12 protein-coding genes and 1 pseudogene are annotated in these 16,514 nt (G+C 66.1%); 6 read left to right on the top strand and 7 right to left on the bottom strand.

Translation table 11 applies throughout. The annotated features are described in order from the left end of the window. Positions 1-9 precede the first annotated feature (9 nt). The gene (locus ACFC4D_RS13435) at positions 10-612 is read left to right on the top strand and encodes a TetR/AcrR family transcriptional regulator (protein ID WP_376063026.1); all 603 of its coding nucleotides are present in this window, start codon (positions 10-12) and stop codon (positions 610-612) included. Positions 613-625: 13 nt separating this feature from the next. Here the strand turns inward: ACFC4D_RS13435 and ACFC4D_RS13430 are convergent, their stop codons facing one another. From ACFC4D_RS13430 to ACFC4D_RS13415, 4 genes and pseudogenes are all read right to left on the bottom strand, one after another. Beyond that, on the bottom strand, positions 626-2,254 hold the full coding sequence (locus tag ACFC4D_RS13430; protein ID WP_376063025.1) for a cytochrome P450: 1,629 nt from the start codon (positions 2,252-2,254) through the stop codon (positions 626-628). A gap of 42 nt (positions 2,255-2,296) precedes the next feature. After that, positions 2,297-3,919 (bottom strand): cytochrome P450, encoded by a 1,623-nt coding sequence (locus ACFC4D_RS13425; protein WP_376063023.1) that lies wholly within the window; start codon positions 3,917-3,919, stop codon positions 2,297-2,299. Between the two features lie 16 nt (positions 3,920-3,935). Continuing rightward, the gene (locus tag ACFC4D_RS13420; protein ID WP_376063660.1) at positions 3,936-4,967 is read right to left on the bottom strand and encodes a PDR/VanB family oxidoreductase; all 1,032 of its coding nucleotides are present in this window, start codon (positions 4,965-4,967) and stop codon (positions 3,936-3,938) included. Positions 4,968-5,038: 71 nt separating this feature from the next. Next, positions 5,039-5,936: pseudogene (locus ACFC4D_RS13415) on the bottom strand (metal-dependent hydrolase). A gap of 162 nt (positions 5,937-6,098) precedes the next feature. Between ACFC4D_RS13415 and ACFC4D_RS13410 the strand changes: the two are divergent. Further along, on the top strand, positions 6,099-6,761 hold the full coding sequence (locus ACFC4D_RS13410) for a TetR/AcrR family transcriptional regulator (RefSeq protein WP_376063022.1): 663 nt from the start codon (positions 6,099-6,101) through the stop codon (positions 6,759-6,761). Positions 6,762-7,105: 344 nt separating this feature from the next. Here ACFC4D_RS13410 and ACFC4D_RS13405 read toward each other — a convergent pair whose 3' ends face one another. After that, positions 7,106-10,477, bottom strand: a complete 3,372-nt coding sequence (locus tag ACFC4D_RS13405) for a BTAD domain-containing putative transcriptional regulator (RefSeq protein ID WP_376063021.1) — start codon at positions 10,475-10,477, stop codon at positions 7,106-7,108. 377 nt (positions 10,478-10,854) lie between these two features. On the opposite strand from ACFC4D_RS13405, the gene ACFC4D_RS13400 reads away from it, so the two are divergent. Both ACFC4D_RS13400 and ACFC4D_RS13395 read left to right on the top strand, forming a co-directional pair. Then, positions 10,855-11,226, top strand: coding sequence for a hypothetical protein (locus tag ACFC4D_RS13400; RefSeq protein ID WP_376063020.1), 372 nt, complete (start codon positions 10,855-10,857; stop codon positions 11,224-11,226). 46 nt (positions 11,227-11,272) lie between these two features. Further along, on the top strand, positions 11,273-13,789 hold the full coding sequence (locus ACFC4D_RS13395; protein ID WP_376063019.1) for a LuxR C-terminal-related transcriptional regulator: 2,517 nt from the start codon (positions 11,273-11,275) through the stop codon (positions 13,787-13,789). Between the two features lie 9 nt (positions 13,790-13,798). Here ACFC4D_RS13395 and ACFC4D_RS13390 read toward each other — a convergent pair whose 3' ends face one another. Both ACFC4D_RS13390 and ACFC4D_RS13385 read right to left on the bottom strand, forming a co-directional pair. Beyond that, positions 13,799-14,125 (bottom strand): hypothetical protein, encoded by a 327-nt coding sequence (locus ACFC4D_RS13390; protein WP_376063018.1) that lies wholly within the window; start codon positions 14,123-14,125, stop codon positions 13,799-13,801. A 50-nt stretch (positions 14,126-14,175) separates the two neighbouring features. After that, complete coding sequence (locus tag ACFC4D_RS13385; protein ID WP_375960117.1) at positions 14,176-14,586, bottom strand: hypothetical protein; 411 nt, start codon at positions 14,584-14,586, stop codon at positions 14,176-14,178. A 224-nt stretch (positions 14,587-14,810) separates the two neighbouring features. Between ACFC4D_RS13385 and ACFC4D_RS13380 the strand changes: the two genes are divergently transcribed. Continuing rightward, entirely contained in the window at positions 14,811-15,185 is a 375-nt protein-coding gene (locus ACFC4D_RS13380) for an SHOCT domain-containing protein (RefSeq protein ID WP_376063016.1), read from the top strand. Further along, complete coding sequence (locus tag ACFC4D_RS13375) at positions 15,185-16,507, top strand: hypothetical protein (protein WP_376063015.1); 1,323 nt, start codon at positions 15,185-15,187, stop codon at positions 16,505-16,507. Before ACFC4D_RS13380 ends, ACFC4D_RS13375 begins: the two co-directional genes overlap by 1 nt. The last annotated feature ends 7 nt before the right edge of the window (positions 16,508-16,514 follow it).

Below are 16,514 nucleotides of genomic sequence, written 5' to 3'. Positions count from 1 at the left end.
AGCAGGGCCATGCGGTCGGTCCGAGCCCAAAGCCAGGCTCAGACAAGGGAAGCCGTACTCGACGCCGCCGAGGAACTCTTCCTCACCCAGGGCTTCACCCGCACCACGATGGCCCAGATCGCCACCCGCGTCGGCCGCACCCAGGGCTCCATCTACGGCAACTTCCCCGGCAAGGAAGCACTGTGCCAAGCCGTATTGGAACGCCACTACACCCGCACCTTCACCGAAATGCTCACCCTCGGCACCGGCTCGGACCCGTCCCTCGAGGACCGCATCGAAGCCGTCACCACCTGGTGGCGCAAACTCGGCAGCGACGACCGCCTCACCATCCTGCTCGCCGAATACACCCTGGCCGCCCGCCACGATGCCGAACGCGTCGCGGGGCAGAAAGCGTTGCTCGCCGGTATCCGCGGACTACTGCAAGCCTTCGTCGCCGACCTCGCGAAGGTGAGCGACGACAACCCGCTCGCGGAGGAAGCAACCGTCGGCGTCCTGGCGACGGGCACCGGACTGGCCATCGCGCACGCAACCGGAATGATCGATATCGACCTATCTGCGAGCATTCTGAACTCGACAATGCGCCAGTGGGTGCACCGCCTCCGACCACCGTGACGGTGCGATACAGCTACCCCTTCGCGCCGTTGTACGGGCACACGCCAGGATCCACGGAAGCATCTGCCGGAGAATGCTTTTCGCGTCCTGTCGGGACGTGGTCGGCGGGGAAGTCCTCCGGCAGCGGTGCACGCATCGCGGCGATTCGCGCACGATCCTCGCTGGTCTTCGCGCGATAGCACGGCACCTCGGCTGCCGGGCGACGATGATCGATGATCACCTTCACTCCCCCGGCCGGGCGAGTGAGCGCGCCCAGGGCGACGTAGGCGCGATCCGGCGGACCCGCCGGACGCAGGTCGAGGCGGCCGAATATGCGGTGCAGCACGATATTCGCCTCGATCATGTAGAAGTTGAGCCCTGGACAGCGGTGACGGCCAACCCCGAAGGGTACGAAGCCATTTCGATCCGGAGTCATGTCCAGGAAGCGCTCGGGCCGGAACTCGTACGGGCTCGGATAGGTGTTCGGGTCGTAGTGCACCGCGGAGCTCACAATCATCGAATAGGTGCCCGCACGCACGTGATACCCGTTGAGGCTGATGTCTTCTCGCGGAATGCCGCCGAACCCCCAGAACGGCGGGCGCAATCGCAATGTCTCGTTATTGCACGCCTGCGCGTAGACATCGGTCTCGCCCGCCCGCGCCTCCGCGATCAGCTTCTCGCGCTCGGTTGTGTTGTGCGCCAGCAGATCCACCGCCCAGCTGTACGCCGATACCGAGGTCTCGTGACCGGCGAACAGCATGGTGCGGAACAGGTCACCGAACCGTTTGTCGGTCCATTCGGGCTGGTCCAGCCGCGCCTTGATGATCCGCGCCGCCATCGAGTCCTCGTTCGGATGCGCGCGGAACTCGGCGATCTTACGAGTGATCAGGGCATCGGTCCTGCGGCGGAAGTACGGCATCCAATCCTGAGATCTGCGCCCGAATCGTTTGCTGTGCGGCTGGGTCAGCAGCAGTACCGCCGACATCGGATAGAAGCGCAGGTAGGAATCGCTCAGGCGGCGCACCAGCTTGTTCAGATGCCCTACCTCGGTATCGATTTCGGCTTGGTCGGTGAGCCCGAACAGCACGCGCAGGATGATCTCCTGGGTGAAGCGGTAGAACATGGCCTGCGAGGAGACCGGCTCGCCCAGCGGCATGTCGTCGATGATCCGATCCAGCACCTCGATACTCATATCGCGGTACTGCTCGACCGCCGATTGCGTCAGCTCCGGGGTGATGGCGCGCCGGGTCGCCACATGCAACTGTCCGTCCAGCAGGAACGGCGAGTAGGTGCCGAGCACGAAACGGATATACGGGTCCTTGACGATCTCGTGATCGATCATTTCCTTGGGATAGGAATAGAACTCGCGCACGATCTGCGCGCTGTTGAGCGCGATCTCGGTGCCGTTGAGACCTTCGGATACACGTTTGGTCAGGAACCGGAAACGCGGCTTGAGGTAGAGGCCGGGGCCGGTCACCATGTGTCCGGATTGCCGCAGTCGCGCACTCTCACGATCCGAATCGGTGAACCCGACGGCTCGGATCCCGCTCAGACCCAAACGGATGAAGGTGGCCCAGGCACTGGGCGGCGACGGCGGCAGCAACTGTCGTCCCCGCGAGTCCAATCGAGGCTCTGTGCGATAGCTTTCGGATTGAGCGGTCATGTGATGACTTCCTTTGCAAAAGCGAGCAATTCGCTCGATCGGTCAGGCGCGCGCTCCGGTGACGGGGCAGACCGCAGGCATGGGAGCGCCTGCGGGATGGACGTTTTCGGGTACGACCGGTGACGAGTCGACCGGGAAGTCCTCGGGAATCGGCGCGCGCATCGCGGCGACCTGCTCACGTTCGCGCTGAGTGGTGGCGCGATAGCACGGCACCTCCCCGGCGGGGCGACGGTGATCGATCAGCACCTTCATCCCGCGCGAGGGACGCGTGAGCGCGCCCAGTGCCACGTGCCCGCGTTCGGGCGGCCCGGCCGGGCGCAGGTCGAGGCGGCCGAATATGCGGTGCAGCACGATATTCGCCTCGATCATGTAGAAGTTCATGCCGGGGCACCGGTGCTTGCCGACACCGAAGGGCACGAATCCGAAGCGGTCCGGGGTCTTGTCCAGGAAGCGTTCGGGCCGGAATTCATACGGGCTGGGATAGGCCTGCGGGTCGTAGTGCACGGCAGACGAGATGGTGAATACGGCCGCGCCTTCACGCACCCGGTAGCCGTCGACGGTCAGATCGCGGCGGGCCATGCCGCCGAAGGCCCAGAACGGCGAATGCATGCGCAGTGTCTCGTTATTGCACGCCTGGGCGTAGGTGTCGGTCTCGGCCGCGCGTGCCTCGGCGATCAGCAGTTCCCGCTCGGGTGTGTTGTGCAGCAACAGATCCAGCGCCCAGCTGTACGCCGATACCGAGGTTTCGTGACCGGCGAACAGTAGGGTGCGGAACAGATCGGCGAACTTCTTGTCGGTCCAGGTGTCATCGGTCAAGCGGGCCTTCACAATTCGCGATCCGATACAGGCATCGCTCGGATCGGCCCGGAATTCGGCGATCTTGCGGGCCAGCAGCCTGTCGACCTTGCGGCGCACCAGCGGCACCCGGTCCATGGGCTTGTCCCCGAAGCGCTTGGCCCGGGGCTGAGCGAGCATCAGCGCCACGGTGACAGGCCAGAACCGCAACATCGAGTTGGTCCCGATGCGGACGAATCTGTGCAAAACCGCTACGGCATCATCGATTTCAGCCTGATCGGTCAGTCCGAGTACCACCCGCAGAATGACTTCCTGCGTGAAACCGTAGAACACATCGTGCATGGCCACCGGCTCACCAACTGGCAGTTCGTCCAGAATGCGATCCAGCACCTCGATACTCATCTCCCGGTACTGTTCGACCGCCGCCTGCGTGAGTTCGGGTGTGAGCGCACGCCGCGCCGCGACATGCGCCGGACCATCGAGCAGGAACGGCGAATACGTGCCCAGCCCGAACCGCAGGTACATGTCCTTGACGATTTCGTGGTCGATATCGTCCCGGCCGTGCGAGTAGAACTCGCGCACGCCCCGCGGGCTGGTGATCATCAACTCCTCACCATCGGAGTTCTCCGCGATCCGCCGGGTGAGAAACCGCAACGGTTTGGGGAGGAAGATGCCCGGGCCGGTCAGGATATGCCCGTATCGATTCAATTCCGAGGTGGCCAGGTCCGCGTCGACCGCGCCGGCCGGGCGGGTACCGCTCATGGCGATACGCGCGAACGTCCCCATGATGCCGCGGGGAAACGGCGGTTTGGGCTGGCGGCCGCGCCGGTCACGCCGCACCGGGGTCGCGGTGGTCGTAGGAGAGGTCATCGCACGATCCTTTCGATCAAATATCAAGAACCAGCCGGGTTCCGGCCGCCGCCCGTGAGACGCAGAGCAGCATCTGCCCGGCCGCACGCTGCTCGGCGGTGAGCAGGGTGTCGCGATGCCGGGGAACTCCGGCGAGCACCCGCACTCGGCAGGTGCCGCAGAACCCCTGCCCGCAGGAATAGGCCGTGCCCGACCGCACCGCGCGAATCACCTCGAGTGCGGTGCGGTCGGCCGGGATCTCGAGGATCGGCCCGCTGCGCGCGAGCTGCACCTCGAACGCTTCGCCACCGAGCACCGGTGTGGGACCGAACCTTTCGACGTGGAACTCGACGCCCGGCCGATCGAGCAGGATCGCCCGCACCGGGTTCAGCATCGGGGTGGGTCCACAGCAGTACACGGCGGCGCGCTCGTCCGCGGGCAACAGGTCCGCCGCAGCGGGTGGCCCGTCGAGGTCGTCACTTCGAACCACCACGCGAGATCCGTAGCGCGCCAGCTCATCCCGGAACGGCATTGATTCCCGGGTGCGCCCGCTGTAGACCATCGTCCATTCCACACCGGCACGGTCGGCCGCACGCACCATCGGCAAGACCGGCGTGATGCCGATTCCGCCGACGATGAAATGCATGCTGGGCGAGCCGGATCCCCGCCCCGGCAGCGCCAGCGGGAAGGCATTGCGCGGACCACGCACCCACAGTCGCATCCCGGCCGACAGCTCGTCGTGAATCTCCCGCGATCCGCCGCCGCCATCGACGATGCGGCGCACCGCGATTCGGTAGGTGTGCCGATCGGCCGGATCGCCGCACAGTGAGTACTGCCGGACCCGCCCCGAAGGCAGCAGCAGATCCAGATGTGCGCCGGGAGCCCACGCGGGCAGTGGTTCACCCTCGCGCGTGAGGGTCAGTGTGACCACATCATCGGCGATGCGGCGATGCTCGCGCACGGTCAGTACCAGCCCGTCCAGCGCTATGGGCACGTTCTCGGGCCGGGCCCGGACCACCGCGCCGACCACATCCTGCATCCAGGGACCGGCCACCGCGAAGGTCCTCATGTAGAGCCCCGGACGCCGCCGCTCGTCATCGATATGCGGCGGCAATTCGGCTATGGCCGTGCGCCATCGACTCAACACGACTGTGCCGCCTTCGCAGCCGGGGAGGCGGCGAGATAGGCCACGGCCTGGGCGGTATCGCCTTCGTGTTCGGGCGTGTATCCCGGAGTGAGGTATCGCAGGAACGCGGTTCCCAGCAATCGGAACCCCGGCAGCGCACCGCTTTTCGCCGCCGCGCGCCAACCCTTGAGCATCCCCGCGTATCCCAGGTCGGGAATCGAATCATCTTGCCGCACCAGGAATTTCCCCCCCGGCGAGCACGCCCGCGACGATTCCGGCGTTGGCCATGACGAACGCCAGATTGCGCTGGATGAAGCCCACTCCGAAGTAGCGTGCCACCTCGTATGCGACGTGGCGGTGTTCCACCTCTTCCGCGCCGTGCCAGCGAAACAGATCTGTCATCGTCGGATCCGCTTGTAGCGCTCCGAGATTCGCGTTGAGAATCCAATTGCCCAGAAACGCGGTGAAGTGCTCCGCGCCCGCCACCTGCGCGAGTCGCCACACCATATTGCGATAGTTCTTCAGTGGGTCCGCGCTGTTGAGCGGCTTGCCGTAGGTGGTGTGCAGGTATTCGGCATAGCGAGCGAACGGCCGGGTATCGAGCCCGTGCGCCTCCAGGAACTCGTGCACCACACGATCGTGGGTAGCGGCGTGCACCGCCTCCTGACCCATGAAACCGATCATCATCTCGCGAACGCGCTCGTCCCTGACGTAGGGCAGCGCCTCGGTGAAGGTGTCGACGAACATGCCCTCGCCATAGGGCAATCCGATATTGAACGCGTTGATCAGGTGCGAGGCGACCGGGAAGCCCGGAATCCAGTGCAGTGGCACCCGGGACCACTCGAATCGAACATCGCGCGGCCGCAACGCAACCGGGAGCTCGTCGGGGGAATCAGTGCGATGTGGGGACATCCTCGTCTCCTCGTCACGCAGAACAGCCTTGTGAACTGGCGATTATTTTCCAGCTGGCTGTTCAATTAATAGAAACGGTAACCGCGGCAGCGCGTCTGGTCAATGACTGTCTCAGACATTCCCCCGACCGTTTCGGACGATCGCGCGGATAGGATCGGCAAGATGACCCCCGACTCGACCGAGACCGCGCGCCGGCGCGGGCCGGGTCGGCCGCCGAATCCGCAGCACACCGCACGCCGTCGGCAGGCTCTCGTGGACGCGGCCATCGAATGCTTCGCCACCACCGGCTACCACGACACGGCGGTCACCGATATCACCGAACGCGCCGGGGTCGGGCGGGGCTCGTTCTACCTCTACTTCGACAGCAAGCGCGAAATGCTCGACGCCGTCTTCGATTCCGTCCTGGAGCGGATCGTCGGCACGGTCACCACCGAGTCACTGGGCGAACCGCCTCGCTCGAGCGCCGAACTGGCGGCCCGCGTGCGCCGCACCGGCGAAGCATTGCTCGCCCTGCTCGACGAAAACCCCGGCTTGGTCCGGATCGTGACCCGAGAATCCATGGTCGACAACGAAATCAGCACCCGCCTGATGGGATTGAGCCGCACGCTCGAGGCAGCCGCGGCCGCCATGCTGGCCGAGGCAATCGCCACCGGAGCCATTCGCCCGGACCTGGACCCCGAATTCACCGCGCACGCCCTGGTCGGCGTCTCGGTCGCGGGTCTGCTCCGGGCCATCCGGGGCGACCTCGAACCGGCGGACCGCACGCCGTACATGGAGGCGCTGGAGCGCTTCACAACCCAGATACTGGCCGGGCCGATCGTCTGAAAACCCGCCCCGGGGGCCGGGATCCGCTACGCATATCCTGCCGACCTCACCGGGGACAGATGCGCATGCCTTGCACCGGTGACGGCGGTGTCACCGTCGACTTCGAGCGCCCGCTCGGCGGTGAGATCGTCCGTGGTTTCGTGCCATACGGCCCAGTGGATCGTGAAACATGCTGAACACCAGGTGATTCCGCGCGCAACGCAGCGTCGATGCGCAGATTTCGAGGACCCTTCGTGCGGCAGGAACAGATGGTCGGCGAGATATGCGCGCTCGGACCGGGTTACACGGTAAGCAATCGATGGTCGGCGAGATATGCGTGCGCGGGGCGGGTTACGTGGTCGGGGTCAGGCGGGGCGTTCGCATGGTGGGTCGATGCAGGTCTCGCGGGTCGAGCGCCAGGTCGATCGTGCTGGTGATTCCCCGGTATCGAGTTCGCGGTGGGCGCGGGCGAGTTGGGTTTTCGCGCGGTCGCGCAGTTTGGCGGCGCTCTTCAGATCGCCCATCAGGTCGGCAAGGTCGGCAAGTAATGCGTCCATGGGGCCGAATATCGCCGCGCCGCTGTCGAATCCGATCAGGGTCCCCGAATGTGATGTGAGGGCGGCGTAGAGTTCAGGAGCGGACTCGAGCGCGCCGAGTTCGACTGCGGCGTGGGCTCGGAATGCTGTCATGAGTTGCGGATAGAAGTCGGTGCGGATGTGCGGGTGCCGGTCGAATAGTGTTCGTGCGCGCTCCCAGTCCCCCGCGTGCAGTAGGGCGAGTGTGTACACCTGTGCCACCAGGTCGGGCTCCACGCGGTACAGCGCGTCGAGTTGCTCTGCCAGCGGGGAGATATCGCCGCGCGCCCATGCCACCACCAGTTCGCCGAGCAGCAGTAGCTCACTCTCGTTGGCTACGCCGGATCGGGCGATGCGGACACCGAATTGCCGATAACCCGCCTCGGCCGCGCCCAAATCGTCGCGGAGCACGGCGGTGACGGGTGAGAACGCCGCGAGGGCGTCCAGCAGGGGGCGCAATTGTGCGGTCGAGGCGCATTCAAAGGCGCAGGCCGCGTGCAGGCGGGCGGCGGCCACATCGGCGTCGCGGCAGGCGGCACGGAAGCGTAGATAGTGTGCCAGCGCTTGATATTCGAACGAGTGCGCGGTGTGCGCGGCCCGCAACAGCTCGTCGGCGACCGCATGCCAGTCGTCGAGCATGGCGGGTCCGGTCACGGTGAACGCCAGCGCGGACAACGCCGCGCAGAGCAGCTCCCCATCCCCAGTCCCACGTGCCAGATCGACTGCCGTGCAAGCGCGTTCATGCATTCGGCGCACATCACCCTCGACCTCGGACTCGTGCACCAGCGCGATCAGCAGTCGGCAGCGCTCGGATGCGTCGGTTGACCGGGCCAGGGCCGATTCCAGGGCGATCCGGATTCGGGCGTCGGGGTGCCGCCAATCCCTGATCGACCAGATCACCGGTGATCGCCAGCAGGTGAGCGCCTCGATCACCCTCGCCGGATCGCTCAGCGTCTCGGCGAAATCTAGTGCCCGCTCCCGGGCGGCGCGGGCCGCGGAGATCTGGCCGTCCCGCGCGAGCGCATCGGTCAGCGCGCACAGCGCCTCGAGCAGCTCGGTGTCATCGCGGCGCTGTGATCCACCGGCGAGCTCGTGCAATTCGATTGCCGCGCGCCATAATTCAGCGGACTCATGCCATGCGCCTTGCTGATCGCACAGACGGGCCGCCACCGTGACGCTGTCGAGCGCGTCCGCGGCGGTCGCGCGGGTGGCTCCACGGAAGGCGTGCCGTGCGCGCAATCGCGGATCATCACCCTCCAAGGGCTGTCCCGGCTTTTGCTTTCGCAGCAATTCCAGTGCTGCACAATGCATTCGATGTCGTCGCAGCGGAGATAGACTGTCGTACAACGCCTCGAGGGCGAGCACCTGGCACAGCTCGATCCGCCCGTCGGCGTTGAACCGCACCAGTCCCACCGCCGCTGCGGCCTCGACATGATCGACGATCAGCTCCTCCGACGTACCGCACAACGCAGCCAGGGCCTCGGCATCGATCGCCCGGCCCCACACCGCGATATATTGCAGCACCGTCCGCACATCCGGCTCCAGCTGCTCGATCCGCTCGACCAGTACCGCACGAATACTGGTCGGCATCGACCGCCGATCCCCCTGCACCGCAATCAATTTGGACATCTCGCGAATGAACAGCGGATTGCCGCCGGTCCTCTCGTGCAGCGACCGCACGGTATCGCAATCCACCGACACCAGACCGGCGTCCCTGGCGATCTGCCGCGTGCCGGACAGATCCGACCCGGTCAGCTGCAGGCGTTCACTGACCCGGTCCGCCAGCACCGCCTCGGTGGCTCGGACCGCCGAGGAGAGTTCGCAATCGCGTGCGGTGACGATGATCAGCACCCGCTCATCCTGTAACCAGGTCACCAGCTGGCGCAGCACCTGCAGCGTCGCCGGATCAGCCCGATGCACATCTTCGAGTACCAGGGCGACCGGACCGCCGCGCACGAGCTCTCGGCAGCGCAGGCTCACCGCCCGCGCGATGGTGAAGGGGTCGACCGATTCGAGCCGATCGACCGGCTCGCCGCCCAGACCGCTGAGCAATTCGGACCACGGCCACGCGGGCGGCGCTCCATCGACATCGGGGCATCGGCCGCCCGCTGTCGCCCAGCCCTCGGCAGCGAGAGCGGTCGATGCCGCGGCCGCGAGGGTCGTCTTTCCGGTCCCGATGTCACCGGTCAGCCAGATCAGCCGCACTCCCGCGGTCCGGGCCCGCTGCGCGGAATCGAGGATGGCGGCGAAATGCTGCGGATAGCAACTGGTCTCCTGTGGCGGCGGCATGCGAGGTTCGACTGGTTCGAGATTCGCACGTTCGAGGGCCGGAAACTGTTGACGGGACTGGGGCGCGGGCACGGATTCAGATCGCTGATCGGTAGGAATGGTGTGACCCAGAATCGCGAATTCGAGTTCGTTCAGTTTCGCACCGGCATCGATGCCGTACTCGGTCCGCAGAAACTCCCGGGTGCGGCGCACCGTCTCCAGCGCCTCGATCTGCTGCCCGAGCTGGTATTGCGCCAGCGCGAGCAGGCGCGCGGTTTCCTCTCGCCCCGGGAATTCCTCGATCTGCCGGCGCAGCGTGGTGACCACTTCCCCGAACCGGTCGAGTTCGAGTGCGGCCTGCGCGCGCATCTCCATCGCACTGGCGTGCAGATCGGTAAGTCGCGATACCTCCGACGCCGCCCACGAGGCGTCGGCGAAGGATTCGAAAGCGGCACCGTGCCAGCACGCCAGCGCCTCACCGAGAATTCGATATCGTTCGACGGGACCGGGCCGATCGGCCGAATCATGAACGCGCTCTTCGTATTGCCGCATCAGTGTCTCGAACTGCCAGGCGTCGACATTTCCCGAGTCCAGTCGCAGTGCGTATCCGCTGCCTTCGGACACCAGAATCCGAGCCGGCGTCCGGGGTCTTCGGTTCGGTTCGAGCACCCGCCGCAGGTTATGGATCTGCACCTGCAGCGCCGACGGCGCATGCGGTGGCGGGCGACCCTCCCACACATCTTCGACCAATCGATCGACACCCAGCGTTCGTCCCCCGGCCAATACCAAACGGCCCAGGATCGCCTGCTGCCGTCCCGCCCCTATCCGCGCGGTCTGGTCGCCGAGTACGACTTGCAGCGGACCGAACACCCGCACCTTCGGTTCTGTAATCACCTGCGTTCCCTTCGATCTCGACGCTTTCGGTCACGCTTTCTCAGACAGTCGACGGTAAATTACCTCCGGAAAACAGCCTTGACAAATCATCACCGCATATTGATGTGTCATCAAAGCCATTGACCGCCAACCTAATTGGCGTATCACGCTCGTATCTCAGCGAGTCCGTGCGGCTTCCCGACACGCCACGACCGGCAGAATCACACCGGCTCTACCGCAACTGTATTCGCGGAATCCGGCACCATCGCGACACGACAGAATTACGAGATCGCATCGAAACGAATCGGAAGTCACGAGGAAGTCACGAGGAAGCGATCGCAAAGTGCCCCGATGGACAATCGGCCAATCGTATTGCCACACATCAGGAGTTGAACAGCATGAATATATCGGTGAGCAGCGAATTCGAGCGGGATGTTCGCGTGAAAGACTCGCTGCGACAGCTTTCAGATTCGCATCGGCAAGCAGTGCTGACCGGATTACTCGGCGTTGCCGAACGGGCGATGGAACTGAGCGGCTACCTGCTCACCCCCGCCGACGATTCCAGCCCGGACCTGCCCGGCTCCGATCTCTCGGAACCCATTCTGCCCGGCCTATATCGAGACCGGGACGGGGATGTCTGGGAGCGGACCGCGGGCGGCTGGCGCCTGCGCATTCAGCAGGGTGTCGAGCTCAATGAGGCTTCCCCGTGGCATTGGATCGACGGTCACGTCCACGAGTACGGGCCCTTCACCTTCATGTCCTCGTACTGAATTCCGCTTCCACGCCGAGTTTTCCTATCGAATCGAGGCAGGGACGATGACCGATACATTCACCCCCATCGCACGCCCCGAGCTCTACGGCGCATTCGACGCGGCGGTGCGATCCCCCGCCGCGCATGTGCTGCGGATCTGCGCCCCGGCCGGGGCCGGGAAGACCCTGCTGATCGCCGACTGGCTGGACAATCGATTCCGCCGATCCCACCCCGGCGCGCATATCGCCTGGCTCACGATCGCCGACGCGAACCGTGCGCCGAGCACGCTGCGAGACGCACTGCGCCAAGCCCTCGGTCCCGATCCGCACGAGTGCAACTCGGTCGAGGAAGCCGATCGGCGCACCGTGCTCGTCATCGACGACGCGCACGAGGTGACCGATCCGAAAGCGATCACGGTCCTCGAGGATGTGCTCAACAACGCACCGTCCACGCGGACCACGATCGTGGCCGCGCGCGGGGAACCGCCGTTGCGCTGGCACACCATGGAACTGCGCGGAGGCGTAACCCGCCTGCACGCAACAGATCTCGCGCTCAACTCCGCGCACGTACGACAGCTGTGCGAACATCACGGCTACCGGCCCGATGACGCCGAACTCGCCACCCTCATGCGCCTGACGCGCGGCTGGGCCGCACTGGTCCGCATCGCCGTGCGGCATCTGGCCGCACACCACGACCGCCCGACCGCGCTCGCCGAACTGGCCCTGGTCCCGCCGGCGATCGCGGACCTGTTCACCCAGGACGTGCTCGAACCACTGCCCGACCACGTACGCCGGTTCGTGACCGTGATGAGCGTGCCCGATCGCTACACCGCCGCGCAGGCCGAATACCTCACCGGCACAACGGCACAGCCGATTCTCGACGAACTCGTGCGGGGCGGATTCCCGATGCATCGCGCGGCCCGCGCCGGTGAGCTGTGGTGCAGCTATCACCCGCTGCTGCGCGCGCATCTGCTGGCCGAATTCCGGCGCGACGGTTCGCATTCGTTCGCCGAACTACATGCGCGCACCGCGGAGTGGTACCTGACGCACGGGTTGCCGATGTCGGCACTGCCCCATCTGTTGCACACCGGCGAACCTGCGCCGCTGCGTCGATTCCTGCGTGACCGAGCGCTCGGCGTGGTGCTCGACGGCAACGGCCCCGGCCTTTTCCAGCAGATCGAGCACAGCAGGCCGGAGCTGGCGGGCGACCCTTATCTGCGGGCGATGCGCGCGGTGGCGGCGCTCGAGGGGCACAATATCGCCACCGCGACGGTTCAGCTGGACCTGCTGCTGCGCCGCCGCCCCGGCGGGCCCGCCACCCTCGTTCCCGACCCGTGGCTCACGCCGCTGGCCCTGGCCACCACCGCCTCGATCGCCGTGGCGACCGGTGCCAGACTGACCGAATTCCGTATCCCGCAACGGCTTCCGACCACCGGGCAGTCCGATATCGACAGCTACGCCGCCATCGAGCTCGGCACCATCATGATGGCGCGCGGCGATATCACCTCCGGCGATCAGCATTTCCGGCGCGCGCTCGCACTGGCGGACTCCTGCGGCAACGCACGACTGACCGTGCGCGCGGGCACCCGGCGCGCCATCGCGGCAGGACTCGGCGGCGCGAACGGGCGCATGCGCCGACATGCCGACGCCGCTACCGAGGTGGCCGTCGCACACGATCTCCTCGACTCACGCGACGCCCGCCAGGCCGCGGCACTGTCGGCATTCGCCGAATATCTCTGCGGTGCCACAGCGTCGACCCGCGATTACACCGGACCGCGCCCGGTCATCGGCGAGGAGCCCGGTGGCGGGCGGTACGCGGAGCTGATGTGGGGATTGATCGCCTTCGACGAGGCCGAGGACAAATACGATGCGGCCGAAGAACTGCGGCGCGGGTTGTCGGTCCTGCTGCACCGGCCGCCGTCGCTGCCCGCCGCGATAGGGCGGCTGGTGCCGCATGTGGTCCGGGTGCTGCTCGAGGTCGAGGCCGCTCACTCCGCCCGCCTGATCGTCGAACAGGCGGGCGCGGTGCTCGGCGATACCGTCGATATCGTGCTGGCGCGGGCGCTGAGCCTGGTGCGGGATCACCCCGCCTCGGCTCGCGCGCAGGTGGAACCGCTGCTCGCTACCGACCATCCCCGTCATCCGGTCAGCATGATCACCGCGTGGGTGGTGGAGGCGAGCGCGCAGGCGGCGCTGGCGAATCCGCCCAAGGCGCGCACGGCGATCGCGGCCGCCGTGCATCGCGCCGCTCCCGAACATCTGGTCCGGCCGTTTCTCGATGTTCCCGGGGCCGGGGCGCTGCTGGATACGCATTCGCGAACCTTCGGGCACGACAGTGACTTCGCCGAGGCCGTGCGCGCACACCCGGGCATCGGTCGCGAACACACCGTCGCGAATCTGACCGCGACCGAATTGACGGTGCTGCATCAATTGCCCTCGGGCCGGACCGCGCAGCAGATCGCCGAAATGCTGGGGGTGTCGATTACGACCGTGAAAACGCACCTGCGCGGGATCTACGCCAAACTCGGCGCCAATTCCCGCGCGGGTGCGCTCGACCTGGCGCGGCGCACCGGACTCCTTTGAGCAACCGCGCTAGCGAATATGGTTGATGTACAACACATTTTGGCTGGTGGCGAGTGGACGCACCGCATGGCGAGGATCTCGCACGGGCCTGGGTGTGCCGACGATGCGGATTACCACGGCCACCGCCCGCAATAGCGCTCCACGCCAAGTCATCCCGGGCAGCGCAGGGCCGAAATCGCTTGCGGCCCTGCGCTGCTGTGCACGCGGTGATCGAGCCCAGCGGCGCGCCGCCATATCCAGCACCTCGATCACCACGGTGATCGCGATGAGCGCGTGCACGCCTTCGAGAGTGCCGGTCAAACGCAGCGCCTGCAAGATCAAAGTTGCCCAGAGCATCAGGCGCACAACAGTATCCGCACGGGAGCGCCGGGTGTCCGGCGCTTCCGTCAGGCCGCCTGGGTATGCCATGTCGCGACCGCCCAGATGACCACGACATCCAGCACGATGACCAGAATCGACCACGCGGGGTAGTACGGCAGGGACATGAAGTTGGCGATGATCGACAGCGACGCCACCGCCATGGCCGCGACCCGGCCCCACGCGGTCCCGCTCATCAATCCGATTCCGGTGAGCACCAGCACGATTCCGGTCACGATGTGGATCCACCCCCACGCGGTGGTGTCGAACTTGTAGATGTATTCGAGCCCTGCGACGTACAGCTGGTCGGCGGCGACCGCGGAGATGCCCTGCAACATATCGAGCACCCCGACGGTCACCAGCAGTATCGCCGCGGCGACGGCTCCCCCGGGCGTGCGCTGCTCGCGCACCACCTGATCGCTGTCTGCACTGAGTGTCATGGTCTACCCCTTCTCGACTGTGATGGGTGCACCTCGAACCTGCACCGCCACCGATCCGGCGCGCCTCCTCCGATTCGGATGAGCCAGGACCCGCCGCCGATATCGATCCGGCGACCGCAGCGGAGTTCATCCGCTGCGTAGGAGGAGATGCCGCGGCGGCCGCCGCAGGGTCGAATCTGTATCACCCGTCGCGGGAAAGTCCGCCGCACAGAAGGGTTTTCGCAATGTCGTTCTGGGACATAGTGTGGTTCATCGTTCTGAGCTTTCTGTTCTTCGCCTATCTCATGCTGCTGTTCTCGATCCTGGCGGACCTGTTCCGCGACAGCGGCGTCTCGGGCTGGGTGAAAGCCATCTGGGTGCTCTTCCTGCTGTTCTTCCCCTTCGTATCCGCGCTGATCTACCTGATCACCCGGGGGAATTCGATGGCGGCGCGAACGGCCGCGGAGGGCCTTCGACGCCAGGAACAGCAGAACGATTACATCCGGCAGGTTGCCCGCGCGGACACCACCGCGCAGCTGTCCGATGCGAAGAAGCTCCTCGATGAAGGCGCTATCAGTGCGGAGGAATTCGCCCACATCAAACGAATGGTCATCGGCTGATGGACGCCGACGGTCCGCTCTCGGGTGAGGAACGCGCCGAACTGGATCGATTGCGCGCCGCGGTCGCCGCCGAATCGCACAGCGGCGGGCAACTGCTGCGCTGGAGCGCGGTCGGAATCCTGTTGACGCTCACCGCGATCGTGCTGCTGGGCACCGTGACCGCCCGCTTCGCCCGCAGCGAGATCTTCGATACCGATCGCTATGTCGCCACCGTCGCACCGTTGGCGTCGGATCCGGCGATTCAGCGTGAGCTGGCGGACCGGCTCACGGAATCGATTGTGACGCATGTGGATATCGCGGGGATGACCACCCAGGCGATCACGGCGTTGACCGACAATGCCGGACAGGTGACCGATCGCCCGCGTATAGCGGCGGCGTTGAACAACCTGCCGACGCTGGTGGCTTCGCAGGCCCAGTCGTTCATTCACCAGACCGCCGCCTCGGTGGTCGGCAGTGATGAATTCGCGCAGGCGTGGACCGCGGCGAATCGGCTGGCGCACGAGGCGCTGGTCGGCATCGTCACCGGGGATACCCGACCGGGGGTGCAGGTCGATGCGGATGGCACGGTAAGCATTGCGCTGCAACCGATTCTGGCGACGGTGCGCGAGCGGCTCGATGAGCGCGGGTTCACTTTCGCCGATCGCATTCCCGATGTCGATGCGCGGTTCGTGCTGTTCGAGGACACCCAGTTGCCCAAGGCGCAGCGCATCGTGCGCTTCCTCGACCGCGCCGCGACCATCCTGCCGTTGATCGCCGCGGGCGGCCTCATCGCCGCTATCTGGCTGTCGCCGAGGGGATTTCGACTCCGGGGCCTCGCCTTGGCCGGGCTCACCGGCGCGTTTTCCATGGTGATGCTCGGGATCGGGCTGGTCATCGTCCGGGGCCTGTACCTCGAGGCGATACCGCCGGACACCGTCTCCCCCGATGCGGCCCGCGCCATGTTCGACACCGTGGTCGCTCCCCTGCGCACCAGCATGCGCGCGGTCGCGACCCTGTGCCTGTGCACCGCGCTGGGTGCCTATCTGGCCGGTCCATCACCATCGGCGCGCACGGCCCGCGCCGACTTCCGGCGACTCGTCACCGCGCTGACGAGACGCGGACAAGACCGCAAGCCCACCGCCGCAGCGCGATTCGCCGAACGTCGGCGAATCCCCCTGCGCATCGGCGTGCTCACCGTCGCGGCGCTGGCAGTGCTGTTCTGGCCCTATCCCACCGCCATGGTCGTGGTGGGGATCGTGGCGATCGCGGGACTCTCGCTCATGGTCCTGGAGACCCTCGCGCAATCCGTACCGACTGATCGAACCCCGGTATCGACAACATAATTCACCC

The sequence above is a fragment of the Nocardia sp. NPDC056000 genome, assembly GCF_042269265.1.
Classification (GTDB): Bacteria; Actinomycetota; Actinomycetes; order Mycobacteriales; family Mycobacteriaceae; genus Nocardia.
This window is presented reverse-complemented; position numbering and strand designations above follow the sequence as displayed.

Bases quoted from the DNA above. Each gene is read 5' to 3' on its own strand.
- ACFC4D_RS13435 (WP_376063026.1), top strand. From the start codon at position 10: ATGCGGTCGGTCCGAGCCCAAAGCCAGGCTCAGACAAGGGAAGCCGTA.
- ACFC4D_RS13430 (WP_376063025.1), bottom strand. From the start codon at position 2,254: ATGACCGCTCAATCCGAAAGCTATCGCACAGAGCCTCGATTGGACTCG.
- ACFC4D_RS13425 (WP_376063023.1), bottom strand. From the start codon at position 3,919: ATGACCTCTCCTACGACCACCGCGACCCCGGTGCGGCGTGACCGGCGC.
- ACFC4D_RS13420 (WP_376063660.1), bottom strand. From the start codon at position 4,967: ATGAGGACCTTCGCGGTGGCCGGTCCCTGGATGCAGGATGTGGTCGGC.
- ACFC4D_RS13410 (WP_376063022.1), top strand. From the start codon at position 6,099: ATGACCCCCGACTCGACCGAGACCGCGCGCCGGCGCGGGCCGGGTCGG.
- ACFC4D_RS13400 (WP_376063020.1), top strand. From the start codon at position 10,855: ATGAATATATCGGTGAGCAGCGAATTCGAGCGGGATGTTCGCGTGAAA.
- ACFC4D_RS13395 (WP_376063019.1), top strand. From the start codon at position 11,273: ATGACCGATACATTCACCCCCATCGCACGCCCCGAGCTCTACGGCGCA.
- ACFC4D_RS13390 (WP_376063018.1), bottom strand. From the start codon at position 14,125: ATGCTCTGGGCAACTTTGATCTTGCAGGCGCTGCGTTTGACCGGCACT.
- ACFC4D_RS13385 (WP_375960117.1), bottom strand. From the start codon at position 14,586: ATGACACTCAGTGCAGACAGCGATCAGGTGGTGCGCGAGCAGCGCACG.
- ACFC4D_RS13380 (WP_376063016.1), top strand. From the start codon at position 14,811: ATGTCGTTCTGGGACATAGTGTGGTTCATCGTTCTGAGCTTTCTGTTC.
- ACFC4D_RS13375 (WP_376063015.1), top strand. From the start codon at position 15,185: ATGGACGCCGACGGTCCGCTCTCGGGTGAGGAACGCGCCGAACTGGAT.